At 68.6% G+C, this 26,243-nt stretch carries 30 protein-coding genes and 1 tRNA gene; 12 read left to right on the forward strand and 19 right to left on the reverse strand.

What is annotated here, in order from left to right:
• The first annotated feature begins 4 nt into the window (after positions 1-4).
• The 3 genes from ACIQ1T_RS01630 (at position 5) to ACIQ1T_RS01640 (ending at position 2,185) form a co-directional block, all read left to right on the forward strand.
• A complete protein-coding gene (locus ACIQ1T_RS01630) occupies positions 5-1,333 on the forward strand; it encodes an ammonium transporter (protein ID WP_395942744.1) in 1,329 nt (442 codons plus the stop codon).
• Between the two features lie 115 nt (positions 1,334-1,448).
• Complete coding sequence (locus ACIQ1T_RS01635) at positions 1,449-1,871, forward strand: Hsp20 family protein (protein ID WP_395942745.1); 423 nt, start codon at positions 1,449-1,451, stop codon at positions 1,869-1,871.
• A gap of 62 nt (positions 1,872-1,933) precedes the next feature.
• On the forward strand, positions 1,934-2,185 hold the full coding sequence (locus ACIQ1T_RS01640) for a DUF1150 family protein (RefSeq protein ID WP_395942746.1): 252 nt from the start codon (positions 1,934-1,936) through the stop codon (positions 2,183-2,185).
• 174 nt (positions 2,186-2,359) lie between these two features.
• Here ACIQ1T_RS01640 and ptsN read toward each other — a convergent pair whose 3' ends face one another.
• The 8 genes from ptsN to ACIQ1T_RS01680 form a co-directional block, all read right to left on the reverse strand.
• Entirely contained in the window at positions 2,360-2,827 is a 468-nt protein-coding gene (gene ptsN, locus ACIQ1T_RS01645; RefSeq protein WP_395942747.1) for a PTS IIA-like nitrogen regulatory protein PtsN, read from the reverse strand.
• Between the two features lie 87 nt (positions 2,828-2,914).
• Positions 2,915-3,553, reverse strand: a complete 639-nt coding sequence (gene hpf / locus ACIQ1T_RS01650) for a ribosome hibernation-promoting factor, HPF/YfiA family (RefSeq protein ID WP_395942748.1) — start codon at positions 3,551-3,553, stop codon at positions 2,915-2,917.
• Between the two features lie 64 nt (positions 3,554-3,617).
• Positions 3,618-5,120: an RNA polymerase factor sigma-54 gene (gene rpoN, locus ACIQ1T_RS01655; RefSeq protein ID WP_395942749.1), complete on the reverse strand. Its 1,503-nt coding sequence runs from the start codon at positions 5,118-5,120 to the stop codon at positions 3,618-3,620.
• Positions 5,121-5,378: 258 nt separating this feature from the next.
• Positions 5,379-6,173 carry an LPS export ABC transporter ATP-binding protein gene (lptB, locus tag ACIQ1T_RS01660; RefSeq protein ID WP_395942750.1) on the reverse strand — a complete coding sequence of 265 codons (795 nt, stop codon included), beginning with the start codon at positions 6,171-6,173 and terminating at the stop codon, positions 5,379-5,381.
• A gap of 27 nt (positions 6,174-6,200) precedes the next feature.
• Positions 6,201-6,710: an LptA/OstA family protein gene (locus tag ACIQ1T_RS01665; protein WP_395942751.1), complete on the reverse strand. Its 510-nt coding sequence runs from the start codon at positions 6,708-6,710 to the stop codon at positions 6,201-6,203.
• Between the two features lie 5 nt (positions 6,711-6,715).
• Positions 6,716-7,375, reverse strand: a complete 660-nt coding sequence (lptC, locus tag ACIQ1T_RS01670) for an LPS export ABC transporter periplasmic protein LptC (RefSeq protein ID WP_395942752.1) — start codon at positions 7,373-7,375, stop codon at positions 6,716-6,718.
• Between the two features lie 7 nt (positions 7,376-7,382).
• The gene (locus ACIQ1T_RS01675; RefSeq protein WP_395942753.1) at positions 7,383-7,997 is read right to left on the reverse strand and encodes a ribonuclease D; all 615 of its coding nucleotides are present in this window, start codon (positions 7,995-7,997) and stop codon (positions 7,383-7,385) included.
• 126 nt (positions 7,998-8,123) lie between these two features.
• Positions 8,124-8,210 (reverse strand) — tRNA-Leu (locus ACIQ1T_RS01680).
• A gap of 207 nt (positions 8,211-8,417) precedes the next feature.
• Between ACIQ1T_RS01680 and ACIQ1T_RS01685 the strand changes: the two genes are divergently transcribed.
• The 3 genes from ACIQ1T_RS01685 (at position 8,418) to ACIQ1T_RS01695 (ending at position 11,175) form a co-directional block, all read left to right on the forward strand.
• The gene (locus ACIQ1T_RS01685; protein WP_395942754.1) at positions 8,418-8,774 is read left to right on the forward strand and encodes a hypothetical protein; all 357 of its coding nucleotides are present in this window, start codon (positions 8,418-8,420) and stop codon (positions 8,772-8,774) included.
• A gap of 144 nt (positions 8,775-8,918) precedes the next feature.
• Entirely contained in the window at positions 8,919-9,734 is an 816-nt protein-coding gene (locus ACIQ1T_RS01690; RefSeq protein WP_395942755.1) for a WecB/TagA/CpsF family glycosyltransferase, read from the forward strand.
• Between the two features lie 103 nt (positions 9,735-9,837).
• Positions 9,838-11,175, forward strand: coding sequence for an FAD/NAD(P)-binding protein (locus ACIQ1T_RS01695; RefSeq protein ID WP_395942756.1), 1,338 nt, complete (start codon positions 9,838-9,840; stop codon positions 11,173-11,175).
• Here ACIQ1T_RS01695 and ACIQ1T_RS01700 read toward each other — a convergent pair.
• Both ACIQ1T_RS01700 and ACIQ1T_RS01705 read right to left on the reverse strand, forming a co-directional pair.
• A complete protein-coding gene (locus tag ACIQ1T_RS01700) occupies positions 11,172-12,314 on the reverse strand; it encodes a cell wall hydrolase (RefSeq protein WP_395942757.1) in 1,143 nt (380 codons plus the stop codon). The genes ACIQ1T_RS01695 and ACIQ1T_RS01700 overlap by 4 nt on opposite strands.
• 187 nt (positions 12,315-12,501) lie before the next feature.
• Positions 12,502-13,470 (reverse strand): transglutaminase-like cysteine peptidase, encoded by a 969-nt coding sequence (locus ACIQ1T_RS01705; protein ID WP_395942758.1) that lies wholly within the window; start codon positions 13,468-13,470, stop codon positions 12,502-12,504.
• 209 nt (positions 13,471-13,679) lie between these two features.
• Here ACIQ1T_RS01705 and ACIQ1T_RS01710 point away from each other — a divergent pair, with 209 nt between their 5' ends.
• Entirely contained in the window at positions 13,680-14,270 is a 591-nt protein-coding gene (locus tag ACIQ1T_RS01710) for a polysaccharide biosynthesis/export family protein (RefSeq protein ID WP_395942759.1), read from the forward strand.
• Between the two features lie 45 nt (positions 14,271-14,315).
• Positions 14,316-15,125, forward strand: coding sequence for a metallophosphoesterase family protein (locus ACIQ1T_RS01715; RefSeq protein ID WP_395942760.1), 810 nt, complete (start codon positions 14,316-14,318; stop codon positions 15,123-15,125).
• Positions 15,126-15,131: 6 nt separating this feature from the next.
• On the opposite strand, the gene ACIQ1T_RS01720 is transcribed toward ACIQ1T_RS01715, so the two are convergent.
• The 4 genes from ACIQ1T_RS01720 to flgB all read right to left on the reverse strand — a co-directional run bounded on the left by ACIQ1T_RS01720 (position 15,132) and on the right by flgB (position 16,731).
• Positions 15,132-15,512 carry a VOC family protein gene (locus tag ACIQ1T_RS01720; protein ID WP_395942761.1) on the reverse strand — a complete coding sequence of 127 codons (381 nt, stop codon included), beginning with the start codon at positions 15,510-15,512 and terminating at the stop codon, positions 15,132-15,134.
• A 64-nt stretch (positions 15,513-15,576) separates the two neighbouring features.
• Positions 15,577-15,879 (reverse strand): flagellar hook-basal body complex protein FliE, encoded by a 303-nt coding sequence (gene fliE, locus ACIQ1T_RS01725; RefSeq protein WP_395942762.1) that lies wholly within the window; start codon positions 15,877-15,879, stop codon positions 15,577-15,579.
• Between the two features lie 10 nt (positions 15,880-15,889).
• Entirely contained in the window at positions 15,890-16,309 is a 420-nt protein-coding gene (gene flgC / locus ACIQ1T_RS01730) for a flagellar basal body rod protein FlgC (protein WP_395942763.1), read from the reverse strand.
• A 14-nt stretch (positions 16,310-16,323) separates the two neighbouring features.
• Positions 16,324-16,731: a flagellar basal body rod protein FlgB gene (flgB, locus tag ACIQ1T_RS01735; RefSeq protein WP_395942764.1), complete on the reverse strand. Its 408-nt coding sequence runs from the start codon at positions 16,729-16,731 to the stop codon at positions 16,324-16,326.
• A 142-nt stretch (positions 16,732-16,873) separates the two neighbouring features.
• Here flgB and ACIQ1T_RS01740 point away from each other — a divergent pair, with 142 nt between their 5' ends.
• The 3 genes from ACIQ1T_RS01740 (at position 16,874) to ACIQ1T_RS01750 (ending at position 18,369) form a co-directional block, all read left to right on the forward strand.
• A complete protein-coding gene (locus tag ACIQ1T_RS01740; RefSeq protein ID WP_395942765.1) occupies positions 16,874-17,149 on the forward strand; it encodes a flagellar biosynthetic protein FliO in 276 nt (91 codons plus the stop codon).
• 26 nt (positions 17,150-17,175) lie between these two features.
• Complete coding sequence (gene fliP, locus ACIQ1T_RS01745) at positions 17,176-17,976, forward strand: flagellar type III secretion system pore protein FliP (RefSeq protein ID WP_395943107.1); 801 nt, start codon at positions 17,176-17,178, stop codon at positions 17,974-17,976.
• A 114-nt stretch (positions 17,977-18,090) separates the two neighbouring features.
• A complete protein-coding gene (locus ACIQ1T_RS01750; RefSeq protein ID WP_008263548.1) occupies positions 18,091-18,369 on the forward strand; it encodes an HU family DNA-binding protein in 279 nt (92 codons plus the stop codon).
• Between the two features lie 44 nt (positions 18,370-18,413).
• Here ACIQ1T_RS01750 and ACIQ1T_RS01755 read toward each other — a convergent pair whose 3' ends face one another.
• Positions 18,414-21,272, reverse strand: coding sequence for a tetratricopeptide repeat protein (locus ACIQ1T_RS01755; protein ID WP_395942766.1), 2,859 nt, complete (start codon positions 21,270-21,272; stop codon positions 18,414-18,416).
• A gap of 119 nt (positions 21,273-21,391) precedes the next feature.
• Here ACIQ1T_RS01755 and ACIQ1T_RS01760 point away from each other — a divergent pair, with 119 nt between their 5' ends.
• Positions 21,392-21,778, forward strand: coding sequence for a DUF983 domain-containing protein (locus ACIQ1T_RS01760; RefSeq protein WP_395942767.1), 387 nt, complete (start codon positions 21,392-21,394; stop codon positions 21,776-21,778).
• A gap of 149 nt (positions 21,779-21,927) precedes the next feature.
• On the opposite strand, the gene ACIQ1T_RS01765 is transcribed toward ACIQ1T_RS01760, so the two are convergent.
• The 4 genes from ACIQ1T_RS01765 to ACIQ1T_RS01780 form a co-directional block, all read right to left on the reverse strand.
• Complete coding sequence (locus tag ACIQ1T_RS01765) at positions 21,928-22,293, reverse strand: hypothetical protein (RefSeq protein WP_395942768.1); 366 nt, start codon at positions 22,291-22,293, stop codon at positions 21,928-21,930.
• A complete protein-coding gene (hmgA, locus tag ACIQ1T_RS01770; RefSeq protein WP_395942769.1) occupies positions 22,290-23,588 on the reverse strand; it encodes a homogentisate 1,2-dioxygenase in 1,299 nt (432 codons plus the stop codon). The genes ACIQ1T_RS01765 and hmgA overlap by 4 nt, the downstream gene beginning before the upstream one ends.
• A 210-nt stretch (positions 23,589-23,798) precedes the next feature.
• The gene (locus ACIQ1T_RS01775; RefSeq protein WP_395942770.1) at positions 23,799-24,917 is read right to left on the reverse strand and encodes an acyl-CoA dehydrogenase family protein; all 1,119 of its coding nucleotides are present in this window, start codon (positions 24,915-24,917) and stop codon (positions 23,799-23,801) included.
• A 4-nt stretch (positions 24,918-24,921) separates the two neighbouring features.
• Positions 24,922-26,106 carry an acyl-CoA dehydrogenase family protein gene (locus ACIQ1T_RS01780; RefSeq protein WP_395942771.1) on the reverse strand — a complete coding sequence of 395 codons (1,185 nt, stop codon included), beginning with the start codon at positions 26,104-26,106 and terminating at the stop codon, positions 24,922-24,924.
• Between the last annotated feature and the right edge of the window lie 137 nt (positions 26,107-26,243).

A 26,243-nucleotide genomic window follows, 5' to 3' on the forward strand; every position in this document is an offset into this window, starting at 1 on the left:
GCCTATGACCAGACCCGTCGTCCTCGCCGCCACACTCGCCGCGGGGGCGGCGTGCCTCCTCGCCGTGGGCATGGCCTCGCCGGCCTTGGCTTCGCCTGCCCTGCTGGCCCATCAGGTTCCGCTGGACATCGACAACGCCGCCACAGCCTGGATCCTGACGTCCACGGCCCTGGTGCTGCTGATGACCCTGCCGGGTCTGGCCCTGTTCTACGCCGGCATGGTGCGCAAGAAGAACATCATCAGCGTCATCGCCCAGTCCGCCGCCGCCTTCGCCGTGGTCTCGGTCCTGTGGTTCCTGGTCGGCTATTCCCTGTCGTTCGGCGGCGGTTCTCCTGCGACCAACGGCTTCATCGGCGGGCTGCAGGCGGCCTTCCTGAACGGGGTGACGATGGAGACGGCGCACAGCCTGCTGCCCGGCCTGCCGGAGCTTCTGTTCGTCAGCTTCCAGATGACCTTCGCCATCATCACCCCGGCCCTGATCGCCGGGGCCTTCGCCGAGCGGATGAAATTCTCGGCCAGCATCCTGTTCTTCGCCCTGTGGCACCTGATCGTCTATGCGCCGATCTGCCATCAGGTCTGGGGCGGCGGCTATCTGGGCGGCCTGGGCGTGCTCGACTTCGCCGGCGGGGCCGTGGTCCACGTCAATGCGGGCGTCGCCGGTCTGGTCTGCGCCCTGGTGCTGGGGCCGAGGCACGGCTTCGGTCGCGACAACATGGCCCCGGCCAACCTGGCCTATAGCGCCATCGGCACCGGCCTGCTGCTGGTCGGCTGGCTGGGCTTCAACGCCGGTTCGGCCGGCGCCGCCGACGCCCTGGCCGCCACCGCCGCCTTCAACACCATCCTCGCGGCGGCCGCCGCCGCGATAGGCTGGATGGTCGTGGAATGGTTCGACCGCAAGCGCCCGACCCTGCTGGGCCTGCTGTCGGGCATCGTCGGCGGTCTGGTCGCCATCACCCCCGCCGCCGGCTTCGTCGACCCCAAGGGCGCCTTCTTCATCGGCCTGATCGCCGGCCCGGCCTGCTACGCCGGCGCCGTCTGGCTGAAGCACGCGCTGAAATACGACGACACCCTGGACGCCTTCGGCGTGCACGGGATCGGCGGCATCGTCGGCGCCCTGCTGACCGGCGTCTTCGCCACCACCAGCGTCAACGCCCTCTCGGAAGGCGCGACCGTGTGGAAACAGGCCATCGGCCTGGGCGGCGCCATCGCCTGGAGCGCGGTCGGCACCTTCGTCGTCCTGATGATCTGCAAATTCACCACCGGCCTGCGCGTCACCAAGGACGAAGAGGTCGAGGGGCTGGACTATACCCAGCACGGCGAAGCCATCCACTGAGCCCACAGGCAGGGGCGGTTGATCCCGCCCCCGCCGCCCCCCATCTACATCTGTGACCGGAGGCCCTGCCGATTGCGGGGGGCGCGCCGGTCGGTCGCTTTTCGCGAGGACCCAGATGACGACGACGCGCACCATCCTGTTCGACAGCCCCTTCCTGCTGGGCTTCGACCACACCCGCGCCCTGATCGACCGCGCCGCCAAGGCCGCGGCCGAGAGCTACCCCCCTTATAATGTCGAACAGATCGGCGAGGCCGGGGTGCGCATCAGTCTGGCCGTGGCGGGCTTCGCTCCCGACGAGTTGGCCATCACCCTGGAAGGCCGCCAACTGACCATCGCCGGCAAGCGCGACGAGGCCGGCAAGGGGGAACAGGCCTTCCTGCACAGAGGCATCGCGGCGCGCGGTTTCGTGCGCAACTTCGTCCTGGCGGACGGGCTGGAAGTCGAAGGCGCCCGGCTGGAGCACGGCCTGCTGCATGTCGACCTGATCCGTCCCGAGGCCGAACGCGCGGTCCGGCGCATTCCCATCACGGCCGGCTGAAACAGCGGCTGTTCGAACCGCCCGGCGATCCGGGCGTTGTCAAAATGAAGGAGGCGGTCCTAATGACGCCGATGACTATGACCAAGGAAGATTTCGCGGGCCTGGGCGCTCCGGACCTCGTCTATGTGCGCGAGGTGAAGGCGTCCGACCTGCTCGAGGAGGCGGTCGAGATGAAGGACATGGCCTTCGACCCCGACCAGTCCCTGTATGCGGTGCACAGCGCCGACGGCGAACGTCTGGCCGTGATGCTGGACCGCGACACCGCCTTCGCCGCCGCCGTGGCCCACGAGCTGGAGCCGGTGTCGGTTCACTGAACCCCACACGCACCCGCACGCCGTCACCCTCGGGCTTGTCCCGAGGGCCCACCTCTCCGCATCTCGGAAGGACGACTGGACGCACGCCGGAGCTCCAGCGCCGAACACCCCAAACGCCATCCGCGTGGGCCCTCGGGACAAGCCCGAGGGTGACGGGTGTTGTTGGGTGGATGCTTACGCCGCCGTGGCGGGCGCGTCGTCCTTGACGAACAGGGCCTTGATCGCGTCGACCGTGCGGGCCTGGCGCAGTTGTTCGCGCAGTTCCGGCGAGCGCAGGGCGCGCGACACCGCCGCCAGGGCTCGCAGATGTTCGGCGCCGTCCTTCGGCGGGGCGAAGAGGGCCAGCATCAGATCGACGGGACGGTCGTCCACCGACTCATAGGCCACCGGCGAATCCAGACGCACGAAGACGGCCGTGACCCGATCGACCTCCTTCAGGCGCGCGTGGGGCACGGCGACGCCCGAGCCCAGGCCGGTCGAACCGAGGGCCTCGCGTTCCAGCAGAGCTTCGAAGATGCGCCCCTCGTCGACACCCAGGGCCTGGGCCGCGGCTTCGGCCACGGCATGCAGAGCCTGGCGCTTGGACGACGCACCGCCGCGCAGCACCACGCCGTTCGGCGCGAGCAAATCTGCGATATCCATGATAGCCCCGACTTTTAGACAAGCGACTGGCGGTTGCGGGCGCCCCAATAGAGGCTCCCGCAACAAAGTCAAACTAAGCAGTTAATCTTAATGACCATTGGTCTTTTTGGTTCGCTCAGGATCGATCCAGCCGACATTGCCGTCCGGACGACGATAGACGACCGACAGGCCGCCATGCGCCGCGTTGCGGAACAGCACGACAGGATAGCCCGTCATGTCCAGTTCCAAGACCGCGCGACCGACCGTAATGGTGCGGATCTCGTGCTCGGTCTCGGCGATGACCATGCCCACCGGCGGCGGGCCGTCATTCTCGTTCGCATTCCCGAAGACGTCATCCTCGACACTGTCGGGATCGCGCAGCACGATGCTGCGCGCGACTTCGCGGGCGGCGTCTTCGGTCTTTTCAGGCGACAGGCCCTTGGGGCCGATGTGGTGATCCTTGAGACGACGCTTGTAGCGACGGACCCGCGTCTCGAGCCGATCCAGCGACTCGGTGAAGGCCGAATGGGCGTCGCCGCCGAAGCCGGTCGTCACCAGGGTCTGGCCCGAGGCGAGGCGGACCCAACAGTCCACCTTGAAGTTGTGGCCGTCCTTGGACACCACGACTTCGGCGTCCTCACCGCCACGCGCGAAGTATTTTCCAACTCCGTCTTCGAGTTCCTGGGAGATGCGCGAGCCTAACGCTTCGCCGACATCCACTTGCTTGCCGCTGACTTGGACTTGCATGCGGATAGAACGCGCCTGACCGGATTTGGTGTCAATCGGGATCACCGATTTGTGGTCAAGCCTGTCAGGCCGACTTCAGCATCCGGCGACGTTCGACCGAGGACGGAATTCTCAAGGCTTCCCGATACTTGGCCACGGTCCGGCGGGCGATGTCTATGCCGGTTTCCTTCAGGATTTCGACGATCCGGTCGTCGGACAAAACGTCGCCGTCGACGCCTTCTCCATCGATCATGGTTTTTATCCGATGGCGGACCGCCTCAGCCGAATGGGTCGAGGCGCCGTCGACCGACTGGATGGCCGCGGTGAAGAAGAATTTCAGCTCGAAGACGCCGCGCGGGGTCGAGACATATTTGTTCGAGGTGACGCGGCTGACCGTGGATTCGTGCATGCCGATGGCGTCGGCGACCGTCTTCAGATTCAGCGGCCGCAGGAATTCGACGCCGAAGGCCAGAAAGGCGTCCTGCTGGCGCACGATCTCCGAGGCGACCTTCAGGATGGTCTTGGCCCTCTGATCCAGCGACTTGACCAGCCAGTTGGCCTGGGCGGCGCAGTCGGCGACGAAGGTCTTCTCGGTGTCGGACCGGGCGCCGGCCTGGACCAGGCCGTGGTACCGCTTGTCGACCAGCAGGCGCGGCAGGGTGTCGGCGTTCAGCTCGACCCGCCATCCGCCGGCCGGGTCGGCGCGGACATGGACATCGGGCACCACGGTCTGGGCCGGCTCGCCGCCGAACCCGGCGCCCGGACGCGGGGTCAGGGCCTTCAGCTCCGCGATCATTTCGGCCAGATCCTCGCCGTCGACGCCGCAGATCTTTTTCAGCCCGGCCAGATCGCGACGGGCCAGCAGGTCCAGGTGATCCAGCAGGGCGCCCATGGCGGGATCGAACCGGTTGCGCTCGATCAGCTGCAGCTTCAGGCATTCGGGCACGGAGCGGGCCATGATCCCGGTCGGCTCGAAGCCGTGGCAGACGGCGACGACGGCCTCGATCCGCTCCAGCGGCACGCCGAGGCGATCCGCGAACTCGGCCATTTCGCCGCGCAGATAGCCGCCCTCGTCTGTGGCGTCGATCAGGGTCAGGGCGATGCCGTGGTCGGCGGGCGAGAAGCCTGCGGACGAGGCCTGGGCCTGCAGATGTTCCCACAGGGTGGGTTCATGGGTGTCGGGCCGTTCGCCGTCGCCCTCGAACACCGAGCCGCCCTTGCCGGCGCTGGACCAGTCGGACAGGCCCGGCTGGGCCTCGTCGGTCATCCGGTCGCTGGTGCGTTCGCCCGGGGCGGCGTCGCCATAGACGTCGTCGGAGCCGGCGTCCATCGAGGCGACCGAATCCTGGCCCACGCCGTCGCCGAAGCTCATTTCCCCGTCAGAGGCGGTCTCGGCGGCCTTTTCAGGCGCATCGGGGCCGTCGCTTTCGGGTTCGTCGCGCTGCAGCAGCGGATTGCGTTCCAGCTCGGCCTCGACGAAATCCTCCAGCTCGAGGTTGGACAGTTGCAGCAGCTTGATCGCCTGCTGCAGCTGGGGCGTGATGACCAGCCCCTGCCCCTGCCTGACCTCTAACCTCTGCCCGATCACGTGCGGTTTCCTGCCGGGGCGCGAAACTGGCCCGGAACTTGCTGTGCAGAATGTCGCCCAAACGGTTAACGCCCGACAAACAGGCGCAGGCCTTCTCCCGCTTGCGGGGGAAGTGTCAGGTCGTGGCGCGCAGCGACACGCCTGACGATGGGCGGAGTTCAGCTTCCTTCCTTCAGAAAGAAGACTTCCCCCTCCGACCCTGGTTCGCTTCGCGAACGCCGGGCCACCTCCCCCGCAAGCGGGAGAGGGAAAGGGGACTCAGACGTAATTCTCGCCCAGATACACCCGGCGGACCTCGGCGTCGTTCACCGCCTCGTCGGCGGTGCCCTCGAACAGGACTGCCCCGCCCGAGATGATCGAGACACGATCGGTGATGTCCAGGGTCTCGCGGACATTGTGGTCCGTGATCAGGACGCCGATGCCCTGGCTGGCCAGGTAGCGGATGACCGAACGGATGTCGGCGATGGCCAGGGGATCGATGCCGGCGAAGGGTTCGTCCAGCAGGATGAAGGAGGGGCGGCCGGCCAGGGCGCGGGCGATCTCGACGCGACGACGCTCGCCGCCGGACAGGCCGGTAGCGGGGGCGTGGCGCAGGTGGTCGATATGCAGTTCGTTCAGCAGGCGTTCGGTCTCGGCCTGGATCTGGTCGCGCGGATAGTTGAGCTCGACCACCGCCTTGATGTTCTGCTCGACCGTCATGCCGCGGAAGATCGAGGCCTCCTGGGCCAGATAGCCCAGGCCCATCCGGCTGCGCTGATACATGGGCTGGGCGGTGATGTCCTCGCCGTCCAGCCAGATCGAACCGGCGTCCGGCGGGATCAGGCCGGTGATCATGTAGAAACAGGTGGTCTTGCCGGCGCCGTTGGGACCGAGCAGGCCCGCCACCTCGCCGCGCTGGACCGTCAGGGAGACGTCGCGCACGACCTGGCGCTGACCGAAGGCGCGGGCGATATTGCGCACCCGCAGCCCCTTTTCGGACGGCGAGACAGCCGGTTCCGGCGTCGTCGCCGGCCGGTCGTCCAGGTTCAGGGCGGAGAGTTCCTTGCGCGCCAAATGCTCAGATCCCGGGGCCGAACGGCCTCAGTTGGTCCCGTTGGGATAGAAGACGCCCTGGACCCGGCTGCCGGCCGCGCCGCCGCGCGGGGCGCCGGACATGGTCGCCGCGTCGGTGTTGACGTTGTAGGACAGGCGGCCGCCGGTCAGGACGTTCTGGCCCTGGTTCAGGATGACGTTGCCGGTCACCACCAGTTCGCCGTTCGACAGGCTGTAGACGGCGCGGTCGCCGCGCATCGACTGGGTCGGGGTGACGAAATAGACCGTGCCCGTGGCCTCGACCCGTTCCGGATCGCCGGCGGCGTTGCGGTACAGGGTGATGGCGTCGGCGCGCAGGCGGTTCTGCCCCTGGGTGACCTCGGCCCGGCCGCGCAGGCTGATGCGGTCGGCAGCCTGTTCGCCGGAATCGGCCCCGAAGGCGATGGGCTGGTTCGAGCTGCTGCGCGCGCTCTGCGCATCGCCTACGGCCGGCAGAGCCACGACCGTCAGCGCGGCCAAGGCGCCCAAAGTCCTTGCGCCCAGGAGTTTCGATGTCATCGCCGTCATTCGCCTGATCCCGCGGGTGTGATGGTCCCGCTTATCTTGGTGTCGCCAGAGCCGTTGAAAACCACCCGCTGGCCCTGATCATAGATCGCATAGGACGAAGCGTTGATGGTTCCAATAGGGCCGGCTCCCTGAACGCCCTTTGAACCGGTGACGATTCCGGTGTTGGTGTCGACCACCGCCTCGGGCGTGGTCAGGACGAAACCGGAGCCGCCGTCGGAAATCCGCACGTTCGGACCGATGGTCACGGTGCGGGCCTGCTCATTATATGTGCCGCCGTCGGCGGTCATTTCGGTGACCTTGCGGCCGCCCAGGTTCAGTTTCAGCGCCGGGCCGACCAGACGGAAATGACCGGTGGCGGGATCGCGGATCGCGCCCTGTGCGCCGACGGTGAAGGCCCGCCCCTGGGCGTCCTGGCCGTGGAACAGGGGCTTGTCGAGCCGGACTTCCTGATTCTGGCTGGCCTTTCGCTCGACGCCCGACATGACGGTGCGGAACACGGTCCAGGTCAGGGCCCCGCCCGCCAGCACCAGGATGATGATCGGCAGGATGCGACGATACAGTTTCACCCGGCGCGAGCGCGCGCGCCAGCGCTCGCCGGCCAGGGCGACCCGGGCCTCGTCGGCCTCTATGCGGGACTGTTCGCCGGGTTCGGTCAAGCGCGCCTCAGCTGTGGGCGAAGATGTCGGTCTCGTCCCAGCCGGCGAGATCGAGCGCCGAACGGTTCGGCAGGAAGTCGAAACACGCGGCCGCCAGTTCGGTTCGGCCCTCGCGCGCCAGCATCATGTCCAGCTTGGCCCGCGCGGCGTGCAGATACAGGACGTCGGAGGCGGCGTAGTCCAGCTGGGCCTGGGTCAGTTGATCCGCCCCCCAGTCCGACGACTGCTGGGCCTTGGACAGATCGACCCCGACCGTCTCGCGCACCACGTCCTTCAGGCCGTGGCGGTCGGTGTAGGTGCGGGCCAGTTTCGAGGCGATCTTGGTGCAATAGACCGGGCGGGTCTCGACCCCCAGGTGCAGCAGGAACATGCCGATGTCGAACCGGCCGAAGTGGAAGATCTTGGTCACCGCCGGATCGGTCAGCAGACGCTTCAGATTGGGGCAGTCGTAGGCCGGGCGGTTCAGCCGCACGACATGGGCGTTTCCATCGCCGGACGACAGCTGGACCACGCACAGGGGGTCGCGGCGGAAGCGCAGGCCCATGGTCTCGGAATCGATGGCGACGTCCGGTCCCAGGTCCAGGTCGTCGGGCAGGTCGCCCTCGTGCAGGTAAACGGTCATGGGCAGGTTCTTACACGCGCAGGGCCAAGGTCAAAAGCGGCCTCAAGCAGCAGAGCGCCGCGCGCGATGCGATAGGCCGCAAAAGCAAACGGCGTCGTGTCCGAAAACACGACGCCGCTTATAATATGGTGCCCAGAAGAGGACTCGAACCTCCACGGCCGTTAAGCCACTGGCACCTGAAGCCAGCGCGTCTACCAATTCCGCCATCTGGGCCCCGTCGGCAGCGCCTTGCGGCGTTTCCATCGGGAAGGCGCGGACCTCTAAGGGAGGCTCCGGGTCCGGTCAACAGACTTTTTTCGTCGGACGTCGGTTTTATTTCCCAAGCGTGGCGGCGAGCCCCGCCGGGTGGCCATTCAGCCCGGTCCGGGCTAGGTTAAGGGAGAATTTTCCGCGCCTTCTCCTCCCCTTGATCGGTGCGCCATGATCTTGACCGTCCTTCGCGGCGGCGCCGTGCTGGCGCTGCTGATCCTGTTCGTCGCCATGCTCGGCCCCTTCCAGGGGGCCGAGGAGGGCGTCGGGCTGAGCGACAAGCCGGCCCATGCCATCGGCTTCTTCATCATCACCTGCAGCCTGACCCTGATCGCGCCCGGCCTGGGCGTGCTGCGCACCGCCCTCCTGGCCATCGCCCTGGGCGCGGGGGTGGAGGTGATCCAGGGCTTCAGCGGGCGCTCGGCCAACCCGTTCGACCTGCTGGCGGACTGTGTCGGGGTGGGACTGGCGTCGGCGGCGCGGCTGGCCGTCGACCGGGTCCGACCGGAACTTCTTGACGCCCGTTAAGCCTCTTCGCTTACCGCCCCTTGAGGGCTGCGGCCCTATCTCCGGGGGATGGCGGATTCGTCCTTCACAACCCCGATGCATGAGCGTCGCACAGCGCCTCGCGCGGCTTTCCGCAAGCGCCGGCGCCGGCGTGAGCGCGTGCACATGTTCGGCCAGCTGGTCGATCTGGTTAAGCCCGAGGAAGTGCTGCACCACGTCCAGGACGCCGTGGCCGAGGGCCGCAAGAGCCTGGTCGCCAACCACAATCTGCACAGCCTCTATCTGATCCAGAAGCATCCCGAGATGCTGCCCTTCTACGAGAAGGCCGAGATGATCGAGGTCGATTCGACGCCGATGATCTGGTTCTCGCGGGCCCTGGGCCTGCACAGCCGGGGCTTCCACCGCTGCACCTATCTGGACTGGCGCGACCATTTCTGGAGCGTGGCGGATCGCAAGAACTGGCGCGTCATGTCGGTCGGCGGCGAGCCCGGCGTCGGCGACGAGGCCGCGCGCCGTCTGGGCGAACGCTATCCCGGCGCCGACATCCGCGTGCGCCATGGCTTCTTCGACGCCCGCAAGGGGTCGGCCGACAACGCCGAGATCGTCGCCGAGATTCAGGCTTTCCAGCCGCACATCCTCTTCGTGGGCATGGGCATGCCGCGTCAGGAGCTGTGGACCCTGGCCGTCTTCGACGACCTGCCCGACTGCGTCATCTTTTCGGTCGGCGCCGCCTTCGACTACGAGGCGGGCACCCAGAGGCCGGCGCCGCGCTGGATGGGCCGCGCCGGCGTCGAATGGGCCTATCGCCTGGTGCAGGATCCGCGCCGCCTGTTCCGCCGCTATTGCGTCGAGCCCTGGACCCTGGTCCCCCTGGCCGTCAGCGACCTGCGGGCCGCGCGTCGTCGCATGGTCGGCAAACAGCCGAAACGCACCGAGGATTTCGGCGCGCCGCCGGCGAAGAACTTCCCGCGCGGCACCTGACATCCATTTCCTACTTGGCAGATAGATATTTATCGCCATGATCGGACCGTTCCGCCGCGCCCCGCGTTAGGGTCAACGGAACTGGGCCGAAACGGGAGCGTCGATGCCGCTGCAGCACGGACCGCATGTCGTGATCATCGGCGCCGGTTTCAGCGGCCTGCTGACCGCGATCCAGTTGCTGCGGCAATGTGCGCGGACCTGCGTGACCCTGATCGAAAGGCGCGACGCCTTCGGCCCGGGCGTGGCCTATGACACCGGCAATCCCGGCCATCTGCTGAACGTCCGACTGGACAATATGAGCGCCTTCCCGGACCAGCCGGGGCATCTGGCCGACTGGCTGGCGGAACAGCCGTCGTGGCGGGCGCAGGACGGCTTCATCACCCGGGGCATGTACGGCGAGTATCTGCGCCATCTGCTGGACGAGGCCCTGGACGGGGCGCCGGAACGATTGACCCTGGTCGCGGGCGAGGCGAAATCCCTGACGCGCGTCAATGACGGCTGGCGCGTCAGGGCCGGCGAGACGGTGGTGAGCGCCGACGCGGTGGTCCTGGCCCTGGGCAATCTGGAGCCCGCCTCCCCGCCCGGGATCGACGCTGCAGTGCGCGCGTCGGCCGCCTATGTCGAGAACCCGTGGCGGATCGACCCGACCGCGGCGAGCGAGGCGCGCAGCATCCTGCTGATCGGCTCGGGCCTGACCATGGTGGACGCGGCCCTGACGCTTCAGAAACCGGGCCGGCGCTTCACCGCCCTGTCGCGCCACGGCCTGCTGCCGCGCGGCCACGCAACCGTGCCGCCGACGCCGTTCGAGGGCGAATTCTCTGGCGGGCCGGCGGATCTGGTCGCCCAGGTGCGGCGCGCCAGCCTGACCCACGACTGGCGCGCCGTGTTCGACCGGCTGAGGCGCTCTGCCCGACCGATCTGGCGCGACTGGACGCCCGACCAGAGGAAACGCTTCCTGCGCCATCTCCGGCCGCTGTGGGACGTGCACCGGCATAGATTGTCACCCGGCACGGCGCGCGAGGTCGGCTCGATGCTGGCCTCGGGCGATCTGACGGTGCTGGCGGGCAAGCTGACCGACGCCGTGCTGGACGACGGAGTGGTGGCGGTCGCCTGGCGGCCCCGCCACCGACGCCGCCCCATCCGCGACCGGTTCGACCTGGTGATCAACTGCACCGGCCCGCTGGGCTCGATCCAGCACAGCGCCGAGCCGGTGATCCGCGACCTGCTGAGCCAGGGCCACGGACGCCCCGACCCGCTGGGTCTGGGCCTGGAGGTGGACCAGACCGGGACGCTGATCGGCGCTGCGGGCGCGCCGACGACAGGGCTTCACGCCATAGGCCCGCTGACGCGCGGCGCCTTCTGGGAAATGACCGCCGTGCCCGACCTGCGCGGTCAGGCCCGTGATCTGGCCGCGACGCTTCTGGCCCGCAGCCCCGGCTAGGAGGGGGCCGCGATCCGGGATCGGCGACGCTGGGGCGCTTCCTCGGGATCGGTCGTCAGAGGATTGTTGATGGCGGCGCGCGTCGGCGGCGGGGCTGCTGGCGCGACGATCGGGGCCGGCGTCGATGCTGGACGCGGAGCGGGCGGAACCTGAACCGCCGGCGGGCCTGCGGGCGCGGTGACGGGCGCGGACAGCGGCGCGACCGACACCAGCACCGGCGGCGGCGGGAGCAGCAAGGGATCCTCCATATCCAGCGGCTCCAGCGGCGTCGCCACCAGGGCCATCTTGTCGACCACGGGCTCGACATCGGCGTGACGGCCGGTGAAGGCGGGCGGCAGGCCCCAGCCGCCGCCCCAGCGATAGAAGATGTGCGTGCCGATCTGGCGCATCTTGACCAGCCGCTCGGCCCAGTAGGGCGCGACCCAGTCGGTGTGGTAGTGGGTCGCCATGCCGACGCCTGTGGCGACATAGCCGTTCAGGGCGGCCGTGGCGGCCAGGCGGGCGCGGGCCCAGCCTTCGACCGAGGGTTTGCGTCCCATGGCGCCGTCGCAGGTAAAGCTGAACTGGCAGCCGGTCTTGCGTTCCGAGCCCTGGAAGACGACGCCGCAGATGGTCTTCGGGTAGGCCGGGTGGCGCATCCGATTGACCACCACCTGAGCGACGGCCGCCTGGCCCGCAGGGGTCTCGTTGCCCGCTTCGTAATAGACGGCGGCGGTCAGGCAGTCGGCCGCGCGGGCGTAGTCCTCCAGCCTGTCGGCCGGCATGATGAAGGGCTTGGCCGCCAGGATGGGCAGGCCCGAGAACGGCAGGGCCGCATTGACGGCGCGCGCCTCGTCCGGCGTGATCGGGCGGACCTCGTCCGGCGACAGGGTGGTGTCCAGCATCTGCTGCATCGCCGCCGGGGCCGAGTTGGGCAGGCCCGTCGGCCGCACAGCCTCGGGCGCCTGCCGCGCGTTTCCGTCCTGGGGACTGAACAGCAGCAATCCGCCGATGAAGCCGAGCGCCAGCAGCAGGACCGCCGCCGACCCGATCATGTGAACCCGCCCGAACGGCCGGCGCGGACGACCCTGCGGACCACGCAGCGCGTCCGGCCCCGCGAAGGGAGTCGGAGTGGGCGGCGTGTCGCGGTCGATGGTCATTCTGGCTCCGGCAGGGTTCGGCCGCGCGGAACGGCCAGGGCCGAACCGACACAGCAAGTGCGGCGCCGCGATGGCGCCGCCGCCTGGAAGGTGAAATCGGGGGACGCTACGTCGCCCTGTGCCATTACGACCCAGGGCGTGCCGTCGCTGTATCAGGGCGGGAGCCGGAAATCTCCCGCAAACGGGCCTAGCCCGCCATGCGCACCCATTCGAACGTCTTGCCCGGGGCCTGGCGTTCACGCCAGCGATAGCTGACCTGATCCCAGCGCGAGACGCGGCTGGTCAGGTTGTCGAGAACAAAGTCGCCCTGGTCGGTGGCGACCAGAAGGACGGCGTGAACCTCGCCCCAGCGGGTCTCGACCACGGCGATCGACAGGGCGCCGACCGGATAGCCGGCCCGGACGAGGGCGCGACGCTTGGCCAGGACGAAGTCCTCGCAGTCGCCGCGCGCCCGCGCGCCGTCGGGCACGGCCCAATAGTCGACCATGCCGTAGACGCGGGCGTCCGAACCGCTGCGGATCTCGCGATTGACCTGCCGGTTGACGTCGGCCAGCGTCTTCCAGTCGCTGTCCGACATGGCGATCACCGGCGGCGGCGCCTTGGCGACGGGGCGGACCAGGGGACGCGCCCAGGAGCGGCCGATGTCACGCACGCGGGCGGAGACGTCGCGACCGAAATCCTCGGCGGAAGGGGCGTCGATGCTGGACCCGGCGGCGATTTCGACGGCGGGCGTGGCCACATCCTCCATGGCGACGGCGGCGCCGTCGCGCATGGGATCGGCGACGGGGCGAGCTGCGACCGCCGCGCGCTGCGGGAAGACGCGGCTCCAGTCGAAGCTTCCGGACGGAGCGGTCGCGGCGGGTCGGCTGACGACCGTCCGCTCCGAACGCCCGAAGAGCCCTGCCCAGTAGAGCGAGTTCGCACGGGCGCGGATCTCGGCGATATTGACCCGCTCGTTCGGCGCCACGCAATCGCGCGGCGACCGCTCGCAGAAGTCGAGGAAGCCGGTGGGCGGCGCGGCGGCCGCGCCGATCGGCATGCGGGCGGGACCGGAGGCCTGGGGACCGGCGAAGGCCGCGCCCGAGAAGGCGGCGACGGCGGCGAAGACGGCGACCCCGACGACGCGAAGCCGGCGGTTCGAGCGAGCAATCGACATGGGCGACCCCTGTTCCATGGGACCAACATGCCGACGCCGCCTCAATATGAGCCTTAGAAGTAGGGTTTAGAGGGGCTGTAGAAGAATGGTTTCGACGCCGTTAAACGCATTTTCGCCACTGGCGCGATCTTTGCTGCGTTGCGAAACGCATCGCCTTGGAAACACTGTTCGCCTTGGGCTATGCTGTAACGAGAGCGAGGGAAATGATCATGCTGAATTGGTTGCGCGCGGGCCTGCTGGGCCTGACCTTGATGTTCGGCGTCGCCGCCTGCGGGACCAGCCCCCTGGCTGCGGCAGGCCTGACGGGGCCGGAGATCGACCCCACGGTCGTCCGAACCGTGCCCGAGTATCGCCTCGGCACGGCTGACAAGGTGCGTGTCAATGTGTTCGGCGAGGAAGCCCTGACCGGCGAGTTCATCGTCGGCGGCAGCGGCCGCATCTCCATGCCCCTGATCGGCGAGGTCCAGGCGTCGGGCCTGACCATCACCGAGTTCCAGGCCGAGATCGCCGCAGCCCTGCAGAAGGGTTATATCAACGAGCCGCGCGTCTCCGCCGAGGTCCTGAACTACCGGCCCTTCTACATCCTGGGCGAGGTCAAGAAGCCGGGCGAATATCCCTACACCAACAATCTGAGCGTCCTGAACGCCGTCGCGACCGCCGAGGGCTTCACCTATCGGGCCAATACGCGTCAGGTCTATATCAAGCGCGCGGACGGCGACAGCGAGCAGGCCTATCCCCTGACCACGGCCACCCAGGTCGCGCCCGGCGACACCATTCGTATCGGCGAACGCTTCTTCTGAGCCTATTCGCTTGCCAATGACCGTCCGACCCCTGATCTAGAACGGATGTTCGCCAAATTGTTCACCCGCCGTCCCGTGGCCCGCATGCGCCGCAGGGCCTCGACGCCCGAAGATACGGTGGCGTGGGCGGTCGGCGACATCCACGGACGGATCGATCTTCTGGCGCCGCTGGCCGACGCCATGATCGCGGATCTTCAGGCCTCGACTGCGCGCCGCAAGGTGCTGATCTTCCTGGGCGACTACATCGACCGGGGACCGGATTCGAAGGGGGTCATCGACCTGCTGGCGGGCCTGCGCACGCGCGGCATGTTCGAGCTTCACTTCCTGCGCGGCAATCACGAAGACCGGATGGAAGCCTTCCTGACCGATCCGGAACTGGGTCCGGGCTGGTGCGACTACGGCGGTCGCGAGGCGCTGCAGTCGTACGGCGTCAATCCGCCGTTCGACAAGACCGACGCCGCCGGCTGGGCGGCGGCCTGCCAGGCGTTCAACGCGGCGGTCGACGATCACCAGCGCGCCTTCCTGGCCGCCCAGGAATACAGTTTCTCGCTGGGCGACTATTTCTTCGCTCATGCCGGCGCCAAGCCGGGCGTGGCGCTGGACGCGCAGGATCCCCAACAACTGATGTGGGTGCGTCAGGCCTTCCTGAACCACCCCGATCCGTTCGATCGCGTCGTCATCCACGGCCACACGCCGACAGAGGCGGTCCATGCGGACGACCGTCGCATCGGCCTGGACACCGGCGCCTATGCGACCGGCGTTCTGACCGCCCTTCGGCTGGAGGGCGAGGATCGTCAGCTGATGCAGACGGCGTCCGCCGCCGGTCAGGTCAGCCTGAGTCGCCGCTCGCTCTGAGCCGGCCTACATCCCCTCCAGCAGGTGGATCAGATTGCCGTCTGGATCCTTGAACCAGACCAGCTTGACCGGACCGGCCTCATGCATGTCGCCGTTCAGGGTCAGGCCCGGCAGGTCGTAGTGTTCGAAGGCGACGCCCCTGGTTTTCAGGGTTTGAACGGTCTCCGCCAGATCCCCCTTCATGGTGAAGACCACGGCGTTGGCCTGGTTGGTCCCGGCATGGTCGGACGGATAGACGATCAGCCGTGTCGCGCCGGTGCGAAAGGTCAGGGCCCGCCCCTCCCCTTCGTCCTCCAGCGTCAGGCCCAGGACATCGCGATAGAAGGCGCGGGCCCGGTCGATGTCGCGCACGGCGACGATGGCGGATGAATCGTGGTCGCCCAACATGGCGGTTCTCCTCTGCGTCGAGGAGGCAGCGAAGGGATCGGCGATAAGGTTCCTGGACCCGCCGTCAGATCGGCATGGCCATGATTTCCTTGTAGGCGGAAATCACCTGGTCGCGGACGGAGATCACGGTCTCCAAAGACGCCTCGGCCGAGCTGAGCGCCGTGACCACGTCGATCAGATTGCCCTGGCCCTGGACCGACTGGGTCATCTGGGTCTCGGCGGCGCGCGACTGTTGGGTCATGTCGGTCATGGCCGACTTGACCAGATCGGCGAAGCCGTTGTCGCCGGAGGCCGGCGGTTGGGCCGCCGTGGGCATGGCGCCGCCCTGGACGGCGGCATAGGCGCGGGCGGCCATCATCGGGTTCATGGCCTAGTCCTCAGCGCTTGATGATGTCGAGGGTGCGGCTGTCCATCGACCGCGCCGTCTCGATGACGTTCAGATTGGCTTCGTAGGCGCGCTGCGCCTCGCGCATGTCCATGGCCTCGACCAGGGTGTCGACGTTCGGCCGCATCACATAGCCCTGGGCGTTGGCCGCGGGGTGAGACGGGTCGTAGTCCATCTTGAAGTCGCTGTCGTCGGGCCGGACCTCGGCCAGGGTCACCCCGGTCGCGCCGTCGACCTCGCGCGCCTGGAAGACGGGGATCTGCCGGCGATAGGGTTCGCCGCCCGGCGTGCGCGCCGTCGACTGGGCGTTGGCGATGTTCTCGGCGATGACGCGCATCCGCGACTGCTGGGCCTTGAGGGCCGAGGCGGCGACGGCCATGGCGCTGTTCGACGGGGGGATGGGATCGGGCATGGGTCAGTCCTCTCTCAACCCGCGCCGGGCTTGCGCGCGGCCATGCGGATCATGGACATGGATTTCTGGTAGAAGCCGATGGCGGCGTCATAGGCCATGCGGCTCTCGGCCATCTTCAGCATCTGCTCCTCGACCACGACGGAGTTGCCGTCCAGCGTGGTCTCGGAATCGGGCGCCTTGGTCGGGTCGAACCGCACAGGACTGCCGGGCGGGGCGATATGGGCGGGGTTGGTGCGGACCATCTGCAGCACCCCGCCCGCGCGCATGGCGGCGGCGAAATCGGTGGGCTGTTTCAGATCGCGCCCGACGAAGCCGGGCGTGTCGGCGTTGGCGACGTTCTCGGCGATGACGCGCTGACGCTCGTCCAGCCAGCCCAGCCGGCCCTTGATCTGCCCCATCAGCGGAATGTCGGCGACGCCCATGGCGGTCTCCCGTGCGACGCGGATGCGCGCGATGGGCAGAAAATGCAGGGTGCATGGTTAACAGGCCGTTATCTAAACCGGTCGTTAACCGTGGTGGTTAAGACTTGCCCTTAGTGCGTCGCCCGCGCGGGGTCTTAAGCTTATGAATTTCCTCGATCTCGCCCGTGCCGTCTTCGGCCTGGCCTTCACCCTGGGCCTGATCGGCCTGGCGGCCTATGCCGCGCGCCGCTATGCGCCGCAGCTGCTGGCCAAGCTGAACGCCCAGCGCGGCGAGCGGCGGATGCAGGTGGTCGAAACCCTGGTGCTGGATCCCGCCCGCCGTCTGGTCCTGGTGCGGATCGACGAGGAGGAGCGGTTGATCCTGCTGGGCGAGGGCCGCGAACTGATCGAGCCGCGTCAGCCGGGGATCTTCAAGTGAAACGGCCCGCTAGGTCGAGGGAGAAGATCTTCTCCGTTCCTACGGGCGTGGAGCTGAAACGCGCCGCCCTGCTGTCGCTGTTCACCACCCTGGTCTGCCTGGCCTGGCCCCTGGCGGCCTTCGCCCAGGACGCCGCTCAGGGCGGATCGGCGATCAATATCGACCTGGGCAGCGGCGCGGGCCTGACCCAGCGGGTAGTGCAGCTGGTCGGCCTGATGACCGTCCTGTCGCTGGCGCCGTCGATCGTCATCATGACCACCAGCTTCGTGCGGATCGTCGTGGTCCTGTCACTGCTGCGCACCGCATTGGGGATGCAGCAGTCGCCGCCGAACGCCGTCCTGGTGTCCCTGGCCCTGTTTCTGAGCGCCATCGTCATGGCCCCGACCTGGCAGGACGCCTATGATTCGGGGGTCCGTCCGCTGCTGGATCAGCAGATGGAACTGCCCCAGGCCTTCGATGCGGCGTCGGAACCTGTGAAAACCTTCATGCTGGCCCAGGTGGACCGCGGGGACCTGGCGCTGTTCACCCGGTTGAGCCGTGTGGAGGCCCCGACCAACCTGCAGGACCTGCCCCTGCGCGTGGTCACGCCGGCCTTCATGATCAGCGAATTGAAGAAGGCGTTCGAAATCGGATTTCTCCTTTTCGTTCCGTTCCTTGTGATCGATCTGGTGGTCGCCAGCGTGCTGATGTCCATGGGTATGATGATGCTGCCGCCGGTGGTGGTTTCCCTCCCGTTCAAGCTGATCTTCTTCGTGCTGGTGGACGGCTGGAGACTGGTCGCCGGGAGCCTGGTCGAGAGCTTCCAGAGGGCGTCCGGAACCGGATAATCCCCCGCCCTGTAAGGCTTTGCGGCCTTTCGGCGCTTGCAATACGGATCGAAATCCGTGTTGATCCCCCAGTCCTCGCCCTGAATCGGGCGACTAACACTGGAAACGCTTCTTATGACCACTCAAGCCGAACTGATCGCCGCCGTCGCCAAGGACGCTGGTGTTTCGCAGGCCGACGCCGGCAAGGTCCTGACCGCCATCGTCGAAAACATCCACGCCAGCCTGAAGGCCGGCGGCGACGTGCGCATCTCGAACCTGGGCGTCTTCGACACCGCCGCCCGCGCCGAGCGCGAAGGCCGCAACCCCGCCACGGGCGCGACCATCAAGATCGCCGCCTCGAAGGCCGTCCGCTTCCGCGTCTCGAAGCCGCTGAAGGACGCCGTCAACGGCTAAGCCTTAAGATCCTCCCCCGCCTGCGGGGAGGATCACAAGCTGATCTAACGGGCGGGAGTCGCAGGGCGGCTTCCGCCCGTTTCGTTTCTGAAGTCCTGTTTCGCGGCGTTGACCCAGCCGACGAAGGTGTCGGCGTTGGCCGACAGATTGGCGTAGTCGCCCACGCCCGCCACGCCCGACAGGCTGTCGTCCAGGGCCACGCGAATGGCGTTGGCCGATCGGGCCTTGGCGATGAAGGGCGAATACTGGCCGTGCAGACGGTCCAGGCCCGCGCGATTGCCGGCCAGCGAATAGCCGACGCCGGCGCGGATCAGCCAGCTTTCCTCGGACGGCGTCAGAGGCGCGCCGGTCGTCTTGTAGCGGTCGCCCAGACGGGCCTCGTAGATCGGGGCGGCCTCAGCCCATTTCTGCTGTTTCCAGAAGATGTCGGCCCGGACCTCGCGCGCCGGGGCGGACGCATCGCGATCCAGCACCTCCAGCGCATGGTCGTAGCGGCCCAGGTCCATCAGGGCGCGGGCCTCCAGCGCCCGACGCTCGCTGTTCATCGCGTTGGGCAGAAGCGTGGTGCGCGAGCCCCAGATGGCCTGCAGCGCCTTCTCGGGCTGACGGTCCATCAGATAGACGGTGGCCAGATTGGTGGCGACCTGGGCCTTGGCCACCCCGTCCAGACGCTCGTCCACCTGGTGTTTCAGCAGTTCGGCGGCCTGGTCCAGCAGGTCGACGTCGATCAGGCGGCGCGACAGGCGGCGCACCATCTCGTCGCCGTCGGCGCCGATGGGGGTCAGTTCGCGGAAGTCGTAGAAGAGGGCCAGGGCCTGGACCGGCTGCAGACCGTCGGCGGCGCCCTCCAGGAACAGGGCGCGGAAGGCGTTGGACTGATCGGCCTGAATCTCGGCCGCGCCGGGCACGCCGGCCATCCGCTTGCCGGCGCTGCGCAGGGCGTCCAGCGCCTCGCGGTAGCGGCCCTGTTGCAGATACAGGCTCGACAGTTTGCGGATCACGGCCAGTTCGGTGGCGTCCCCGCGCCAGCGCCATTTCAGCAGCTCAAGCTGGCCCGCCGCCTGGTCCGGCGTCAGGACGCCCTTGTCCAGCTCCAGGCTTATGGCGCCCAGTTTGGCGGGGGTGGCGATGCCGTCCAGCGGGGCGCGGGCCACGGCCTTGTAGACCTTCAGCGCCCGCTCCTTGTCGCCGGTCAGATCGAACATCCGCGCCTGGACCAGACGGGCGGTCAACTGGTCGACGGCCGAGGCGTTCTGGCTGAAGACATAATCCAGCAGCTGGCGGGCGGCGGGCAGGTCGTTCAGTTCGATGGCGGCCATGGCGTGGGCGGCGCCGAAGCGGGCGCGCCATTCCTTGGGGAAGTCGTCGATGACCGAGGCGCCGGCGGCGAAGGCGCGGCGCGCCCCCTCCCAGTCGCCCTGTTCGGCGGCGATATAGCCCTGCCAGACCTTGGAGGCCGGATCGTTGGACAGGGCCGAACCGGCGAAATCGGCCTGGGCCTCCTCCAGCCGGCCGACGCCGACGCGGGCGGCGCCGCGCAGGCCGCGCACCTCGGGCTCGCCCTGCATGTTGGGGGCCTTGGCGACCAGGGCGTTCAGCACGCCGATCGCCTCGTAATTCAGGCCCGAACCGACCAGGAAACGGGCCAGGGCCAGCCGCGCCTCGATGGGCGCACGGGGATTGTCGGCGGCGGCGATGGTCTCCAGCCCCGCCGCGTCCTGCAGACGACGGTAGCGATCGGAAAAGCCCGCCTCGCCGAGGGTGGCCCAGTCCTCCAGGATCAAACCGGGATGGGCGGCGCGTTTGGGCGCGTCGTTTTCGTGGTCGCCGGCGTCCAGGGTCGCGGACGGGGGCGACAGGGTCAGGCCGTCCGGGCGGCTGAGGGTGACCAGGTCGCCGGCGGCGTCGATCTTGAGGTCGTCGGTCGGGGTCTCGACCGCCAGGCCCTGGGCCGTGGGGATCAGGGTCAGATCGACCGTGCTGCGCGTGCCCGAGAAACCCTTGCCGGGCGCCAGGGCCGTGACGGCGGCGAACCGGTCGCCGACCAGGGGGTCGGTCAGCCAGACGGTCTTGGTCGCCCCGGCCATGCGCGCGACCAGGGTGGCCGAACCGTCGTCGGAGCGGTCGACCTCGACGCCCGTAGCGCCGGCGGGCGGACCGCCGATGGTCACGGTCCAGGTCCCGCCCTGGCCCAGGGCGGCGACGGGCAGACCGTCCGGGGCGGCGATGCGGACGGCGGTATAGTCGGGGCCGGCGCCCCAGCGAGCGTCCTTGGCGGGGCCCAGCGCCTTGGCCCCGGTCAGGTCCATCTTGGCGGCGGTGTCGAACACGACCCAGACCGCCTCGCCCCGGCGGAAGACGGCGGCGCCGACCGGCGCGCCCCACTGGAAGGTCAGGACGGTCTTTTCGGGCGTCGAGACGGCGCGGACCGGCACGACGGAATTGGTGGCCGCCGCCCGGTCTTCCTGCGTCGGCTCCGGCGCCTTGCCCGGCGCATAGAGGTTCAGCCAGACCGCGCTGTCGGCGACGCCGGAGCGGGCGTCGGCGCCCTCGGCCAGGGTGATGATCAGGTCGGTGGCGCCGCCGCGCGCCATGCGCGTCTCGACGGCCTTGACCCCCTCGGGCGGATCGACGCGCAGGCGCGAGACGTCGGGCGCGGCCGAGACGCCCATGCGGACGATGACCTTGTCGGCCTCGCGCCGGACCTGGCTGCGGACGCCGATGATGCCGCCGAATTCGACGCGGGTGAAAGCGCTGGAGACCCCGACGCTGATCGACAGCGGATCGCGCGAGCGGCCGGCCTCCTGGGCCAGGGGCGCGAGCGGCGCGAACACGACCGCGCCGGCCGCGGCGGCGGCCACGGTCGACTTCAGGATGCGCTTCGAGTGCGGGACGCCGGACATATCCCGCGAGCCTTGCCCCACAAGCTCTTTCATCGCGGTTAACCGGTGTTCACTGTGCGCCTTCGCATAGGACGGTTCGCCCACGCGACAAGCGGCCCGCGAACCCCCATCTTGTCGACATGACCGACTATCCTCGCCTGAGCACGCTGAAGACCGGCCTGGCCTGCCGTTGCCCCCGCTGCGGCGAGGGGCCGTTGTTCAGGGGCTATCTGACCCTGCGCGAGGCCTGTCCGAAGTGCGGGCTGAGCTACGCCTTCGCCGACCCGGCGGACGGCCCGGCCTTCTTCGTCATGTCGGCGGTCGGGGTGGTGGGGATGATCCTGCTGATGGTGTTCGAATTCACCGTCAAGCCGCCGATCTGGGTCCATTTCGTCGTGACCATGCCGGTGCTGGCGGGGATGTGCCTGGGCTGTCTGCGGCCGTTCAAGGCCTGGCTGGTGGCCGAACAGTTCATACACAAGGCCGCCCCGCCGGAGTTTTCCAGCATCGGCAAGCACGGGGACTGATAAAGCCCCCTCTTCTCTCTCCCCGTCATCCTAGGGCTTGTCCCTAGGATCCATACGCCCGGTGCGTCCGCAGCGTGCACCGCCCTCAAACACCGGGAGTCTGGATCCTCGCCACAAGGGCGAGGATGACGGACGTAAGATGGACGGTGTCAGTCGATGCAGAGGGTCGCGCCGGCCTTGCCGTCCTCGACCGTCGTGTTGCACCCGAAGCGGTCGCTGGTGGGCTGGCAGACGCCGGCCGTGGCGGCGCCCGGGGCGATGCCGGTATTGCCCTCGACGCGGCAGTCGCCCTGACACTGATCACCGTCGGTGCAGCGTTTGCCGGCGTCGGCGTAGCTGATCACACACTGCCAGGACTGCATCCGGCCGACCTGTTTCAGCGTGCCGCCGCGCGTGGCGCAGGCCGAGGCCTCGGCGCTCTGCATCGGGGCGTCCGATCCGGCGCCGGTCGTCGTCTGGGGCGTGCAGGCGGCGGCGAGCAATGCAGCGGCGGCGAGAAGGGTGATGCGGATCATGATACCTGTCCTTTGGTGAAGCCCGACCAGACGTCGTCGTAGTCGAGCTGCATCTGCGGTGATTCTGACGCCCATTTCGTGACGCGGATCGGAGCCCGGGTCTCGAACATGAAGGCCAGGGTGTTATCGATCTTGTGCGGCTTCAGTTCCGCCTTGATCGCGCCCTCGTAGCTGGCCTGGTCGGGGCCGTGTCCGCTCATCCGGTTGTGCAGGCTGGCGCCGCCGGGGGCGAAGCCGCCGACCTTGGCGTCATAGGCGCCGGTCACCAGCCCCATGAATTCGCTCATGACGTTGCGGTGGAACCAGGGCGGGCGGAAGGTGTGTTCGGCCACCATCCAGCGCGGCGGGAAGATGACGAAGTCGATATTGGCCGTGCCCGGCGTCTCGGACGGGCTGGTCAGGACGGTGAAGATCGACGGATCCGGGTGGTCGTAGCTGACGGTGTTGATCGTGTTGAACCGCGCCGTGTCGTAGCGGCAGGGCGCCAGATTGCCGTGCCAGGCGACCACGTCCAGCGGGCTGTGATCGAAGGTGGTGACCCACAGGCGGCCGCCGTATTTCTGCACGCACTGGGTCGGGCGGTCGGCGTCCTCATAGGCGGCGACGGGGGTCTCGAAGTCGCGCGGATTGGCCAGGCCGTTGGCGCCGATGGGGCCGAGATCGGGCAGGCGGAAGGGGCTGCCGTAGTTCTCGCAGACATAGCCCCGGACCGGGCCTTCGATCTCGACGCGGAAACGGACGCCGCGCGGGATCAGGACGACATGGCCGGGCTCGGCCTCGATGACGCCCATCTCGGTGACGAACCGGTGCGCCCCCTGCTGCGGCACGATCAGCAGCTCGCCGTCGGCGTCGTAGAAGACCCGGTCGGTCATCGACCGGTTGGCGACATAGAGGTGGATGCCCGCCCCTGCACCGGCGTCGGGCTCGCCGTTTCCGCCGTAGGTGACCAGGCCCTCGACCCAGTCGGTCGGGGTCTCGGGGATCGGCAGGGGATCCCAGCGCATCCGGTTGGGGTTGGGCGGGGTCTCGTCGAACGGGCCCGAGCGGACCCGGCCCTGGTCGAAGGCCACATAGGGGCCGTGCTGGGCCGAGGGGCGCAGCCGGTACAGCCAGCTGCGGCGGTTCTCGGCGCGCGGGGCGGTGAAGGCCGTGCCCGACAGCTGTTCGGCATAGAGGCCCATCGGCGTCTTCTGCGGCGAATTCTGCCCCTGAGGCAGGGCGCCGGGCGCGGCCTCGGTGGCGAAATGATTGCCGAAGCCGGTGAGGTAGGCGGGCGCGTTGGTTCGCGTCGTCATGTGCGTTCTCCCTTGGCGGGAGGTGTAGGCGGTCCGAACCGAAACGTCATCTCCCCCCTCTCCCGCTGGGAGAGGGCTTGAGCGCCCGAGAGCGTCAGCGATCGGTCTTGCGCGAAAGGGTGAGGGTTCGGGCGTGCGAGTTAGCCCATCGGCGGAACCCTCATCCGGCCCTTCGGGCCACCTTCTCCCAACGGGAGAAGGAAGTGGTCCTCAATACCCCCCGCTCCTCGCCACCCGCTCCGCATGGAAGCCCGCGTCGCCCAGCAGTTCGTTCAGCACCCGGACCCGCTTCATGAACAGGCCCACGTCGAACTCGTCGGTCATGCCGACGCCGCCGTGCATCTGCACCGCCTCCTGCACCGCCAGTTCGGCCACGCGCCCGGCCTTGGCCTTGGCCACCGAGGCCGCCAGCCCGGCGTCCTCGCGCCCCGCGTCTATGGCCTGAAGCGCGCCCAGGGTCGCCGCCCTCGCCAGTTCCAGCTCGGTGAACAGATGGGCCGCCCGGTGCTGCAGGGCCTGAAACTCGCCGATCAGCTTGCCGAACTGTTTGCGGGTCCGCAGATACTCCAGCGTGACCTTGAACGCCTGATCCCCGGCCCCGGTCAGGGTCGAGGCGGCGCAGGCCCGGCCCAGGGTCAGGGCGGCCTCCAGCACGACCTCGCCGCCGCCGACCGCGCCGATCACCGCATCGGCGTCGACCGCCACATCGGTCAGGACGACGCGGGCGGCGTTGTGGGCGTCGACCATCAGGGTGCGTTCGATCTCGACCCCCGGCGTCTGCGGATCGACCAGGAAGAGGGTGGTCCCCTCCTCGGCTTTCGCGACGACGATCAGGGCGTCGGCGATGTGGCCGTCCAGCACGAAACCCTTGGCGCCGTTCAGACGGAAGCCGTTGCCGGACCGTTCGGCGGTCGCGGCGATCCGGGCCGGCGCGTGTTTGGCGCCCTCGTCCGCCGCCAGGGCCAGAATGGCCTCGCCCGCCGCGATCCGAGGCAACCAGGCCTGCTGGGCCTCGGAGCCGGCGTCGGTCAGGATCCGCGCCGACAGGACGGCCGAACCCATGAAGGGCGACGGGGTCAGGGTGCGGCCCAGGCTTTCGGCGATCACCCCGGCCTCCACCGCGCCCAGACCCAGCCCGCCGTGGGCCTCGGGGATCAGGACGCCGGCGAAACCCATCTCGCCGAAGGCCCGCCACAGGTCGCGCGAGACGCCGTCGGGGTCGGCGTCGTCACGCAATTTGCGCAGGTGGGCGATGGGGGCGTTCTCGGTCAGGAAACCGTCGGCGGCCGCCTGCAGCATCGTCTGTTCTTCGGTCAGGATCAGGGGCATGGGCTCAGGCTCCCGGCAGCTGAAGCAGGTGTTTGGCGATGATGTTCAGCTGGACCTCGCTGGTCCCGCCCTCGATGGAATTGGCCTTGGTCCGCAGCCAGTCGCGGGCGGCCGCGCCGCCGTGCGACCGCTCGCTCTCCCATTCCAGCGCCTCCGCCCCGCCCGCCGCCATCAGCAGTTCGTGGCGGCGCTTGTTCAGCTCCGAGCCGTAATATTTCAGCATGGAGGCTATGGCCGGATGGGCCTGTTTCGCCTTCACCTGATCCCCGACCCGCTCCATGGCCAGACGGAAGGCGGCGGCGTCTATCTCCAGTTCGGCGATGCGGGCGCGCAGCATAGGCTCGTCCAGCCGCCCGTCCTCGGCCGCGCCCAGGGCGTCGACCGCCACCTGTCCCAGAGGCCGACCGGCGCCCACCTCGCCCATGGCGCCGATCATGGTCCGTTCGTGGGCCAGCAGGTGTTTGGCCACGTCCCAGCCCCGGTTCAGGGTTCCGACCAGGTTTTCCTTCTCGACCCGGACGTCGTCGAAGAAGGTCTCGCAGAAGGGCGACTTGCCGCTGATCAGGGTGATGGGGCGGGTGGTGACGCCGGGCGTTCTCATGTCGAACAGGACGAAGCTGATGCCCAGATGTTTCGGCGCCTCGGGATCGGTGCGGACCAGGCAGAAGATCCAGTCGGCCTTGTCGGCGTAGGAGGTCCAGATCTTCTGGCCGTTGACGATCCAGTGGTCGCCCCGATCCTCGGCCCGGGTCTGGATGGCGGCCAGATCGGAGCCGGCGCCGGGTTCGGAATAGCCCTGGCACCAGCGGATCTCGCCGCGCACGATCTGGGGCAGGAAGCGCTTCTTCTGTTCCTCGCTGCCGAAGGCCAGAAGCGCCGGGCCCAGCATCCAGACGCCGAAACTGGCCAGGGCCGGCTGGGCCTTGATGCGGCGCAGTTCCGAGGCCAGCACCTTGGCCTGTTCGCGGCTCAGCCCGCCGCCGCCGTATTCGGTCGGCCATTCCGGCGCGGTCCAGCCGCGCGCCCCCATCCGCTCCAGCCACAGTCTGTGACCCGGCGTGGCGAAGACCGCATCGCGCCCGCCCCAGATCATGTCGGCTTCCGAAGCCATCGGCCCGCGCACCTCGGGCGGGCAGTTGTCTTCCAGCCAGGCGCGGGTTTCCGCGCGGAAGGTGTCGAGGTCCGTCATGCCGTATCCTGCCCTTGGTGGAGCGCCTTGAGGCGTCTTCTCCCCGGCACGTTAGCAGACCCGTTTCGCTTGGCTACGGTCACGTAAGGGAAGGCAACAGCTTGGCCGTTCATGCGTTGAACGGCCCTAACGAGGGG

Origin of the sequence: Brevundimonas sp. (assembly GCF_044336875.1) — a bacterium.
Classification (GTDB): Bacteria; Pseudomonadota; Alphaproteobacteria; order Caulobacterales; family Caulobacteraceae; genus Brevundimonas.

Bases quoted from the DNA above. Each gene is read 5' to 3' on its own strand.
- ACIQ1T_RS01630 (WP_395942744.1), top strand. From the start codon at position 5: ATGACCAGACCCGTCGTCCTCGCCGCCACACTCGCCGCGGGGGCGGCG.
- ACIQ1T_RS01635 (WP_395942745.1), top strand. From the start codon at position 1,449: ATGACGACGACGCGCACCATCCTGTTCGACAGCCCCTTCCTGCTGGGC.
- ACIQ1T_RS01640 (WP_395942746.1), top strand. From the start codon at position 1,934: ATGACGCCGATGACTATGACCAAGGAAGATTTCGCGGGCCTGGGCGCT.
- ptsN (WP_395942747.1), bottom strand. From the start codon at position 2,827: ATGGATATCGCAGATTTGCTCGCGCCGAACGGCGTGGTGCTGCGCGGC.
- hpf (WP_395942748.1), bottom strand. From the start codon at position 3,553: ATGCAAGTCCAAGTCAGCGGCAAGCAAGTGGATGTCGGCGAAGCGTTA.
- ACIQ1T_RS01665 (WP_395942751.1), bottom strand. From the start codon at position 6,710: ATGACATCGAAACTCCTGGGCGCAAGGACTTTGGGCGCCTTGGCCGCG.
- ACIQ1T_RS01675 (WP_395942753.1), bottom strand. From the start codon at position 7,997: ATGACCGTTTACCTGCACGAGGGCGACCTGCCCGACGACCTGGACCTG.
- ACIQ1T_RS01685 (WP_395942754.1), top strand. From the start codon at position 8,418: ATGATCTTGACCGTCCTTCGCGGCGGCGCCGTGCTGGCGCTGCTGATC.
- ACIQ1T_RS01690 (WP_395942755.1), top strand. From the start codon at position 8,919: ATGTTCGGCCAGCTGGTCGATCTGGTTAAGCCCGAGGAAGTGCTGCAC.
- ACIQ1T_RS01695 (WP_395942756.1), top strand. From the start codon at position 9,838: ATGCCGCTGCAGCACGGACCGCATGTCGTGATCATCGGCGCCGGTTTC.
- ACIQ1T_RS01700 (WP_395942757.1), bottom strand. From the start codon at position 12,314: ATGACCATCGACCGCGACACGCCGCCCACTCCGACTCCCTTCGCGGGG.
- ACIQ1T_RS01705 (WP_395942758.1), bottom strand. From the start codon at position 13,470: ATGTCGATTGCTCGCTCGAACCGCCGGCTTCGCGTCGTCGGGGTCGCC.
- ACIQ1T_RS01710 (WP_395942759.1), top strand. From the start codon at position 13,680: ATGCTGAATTGGTTGCGCGCGGGCCTGCTGGGCCTGACCTTGATGTTC.
- ACIQ1T_RS01715 (WP_395942760.1), top strand. From the start codon at position 14,316: ATGTTCGCCAAATTGTTCACCCGCCGTCCCGTGGCCCGCATGCGCCGC.
- ACIQ1T_RS01720 (WP_395942761.1), bottom strand. From the start codon at position 15,512: ATGTTGGGCGACCACGATTCATCCGCCATCGTCGCCGTGCGCGACATC.
- fliE (WP_395942762.1), bottom strand. From the start codon at position 15,879: ATGAACCCGATGATGGCCGCCCGCGCCTATGCCGCCGTCCAGGGCGGC.
- flgC (WP_395942763.1), bottom strand. From the start codon at position 16,309: ATGCCCGATCCCATCCCCCCGTCGAACAGCGCCATGGCCGTCGCCGCC.
- flgB (WP_395942764.1), bottom strand. From the start codon at position 16,731: ATGGGCGTCGCCGACATTCCGCTGATGGGGCAGATCAAGGGCCGGCTG.
- ACIQ1T_RS01740 (WP_395942765.1), top strand. From the start codon at position 16,874: ATGAATTTCCTCGATCTCGCCCGTGCCGTCTTCGGCCTGGCCTTCACC.
- ACIQ1T_RS01750 (WP_008263548.1), top strand. From the start codon at position 18,091: ATGACCACTCAAGCCGAACTGATCGCCGCCGTCGCCAAGGACGCTGGT.
- ACIQ1T_RS01755 (WP_395942766.1), bottom strand. From the start codon at position 21,272: ATGTCCGGCGTCCCGCACTCGAAGCGCATCCTGAAGTCGACCGTGGCC.
- ACIQ1T_RS01760 (WP_395942767.1), top strand. From the start codon at position 21,392: ATGACCGACTATCCTCGCCTGAGCACGCTGAAGACCGGCCTGGCCTGC.
- ACIQ1T_RS01765 (WP_395942768.1), bottom strand. From the start codon at position 22,293: ATGATCCGCATCACCCTTCTCGCCGCCGCTGCATTGCTCGCCGCCGCC.
- hmgA (WP_395942769.1), bottom strand. From the start codon at position 23,588: ATGACGACGCGAACCAACGCGCCCGCCTACCTCACCGGCTTCGGCAAT.
- ACIQ1T_RS01775 (WP_395942770.1), bottom strand. From the start codon at position 24,917: ATGCCCCTGATCCTGACCGAAGAACAGACGATGCTGCAGGCGGCCGCC.
- ACIQ1T_RS01780 (WP_395942771.1), bottom strand. From the start codon at position 26,106: ATGACGGACCTCGACACCTTCCGCGCGGAAACCCGCGCCTGGCTGGAA.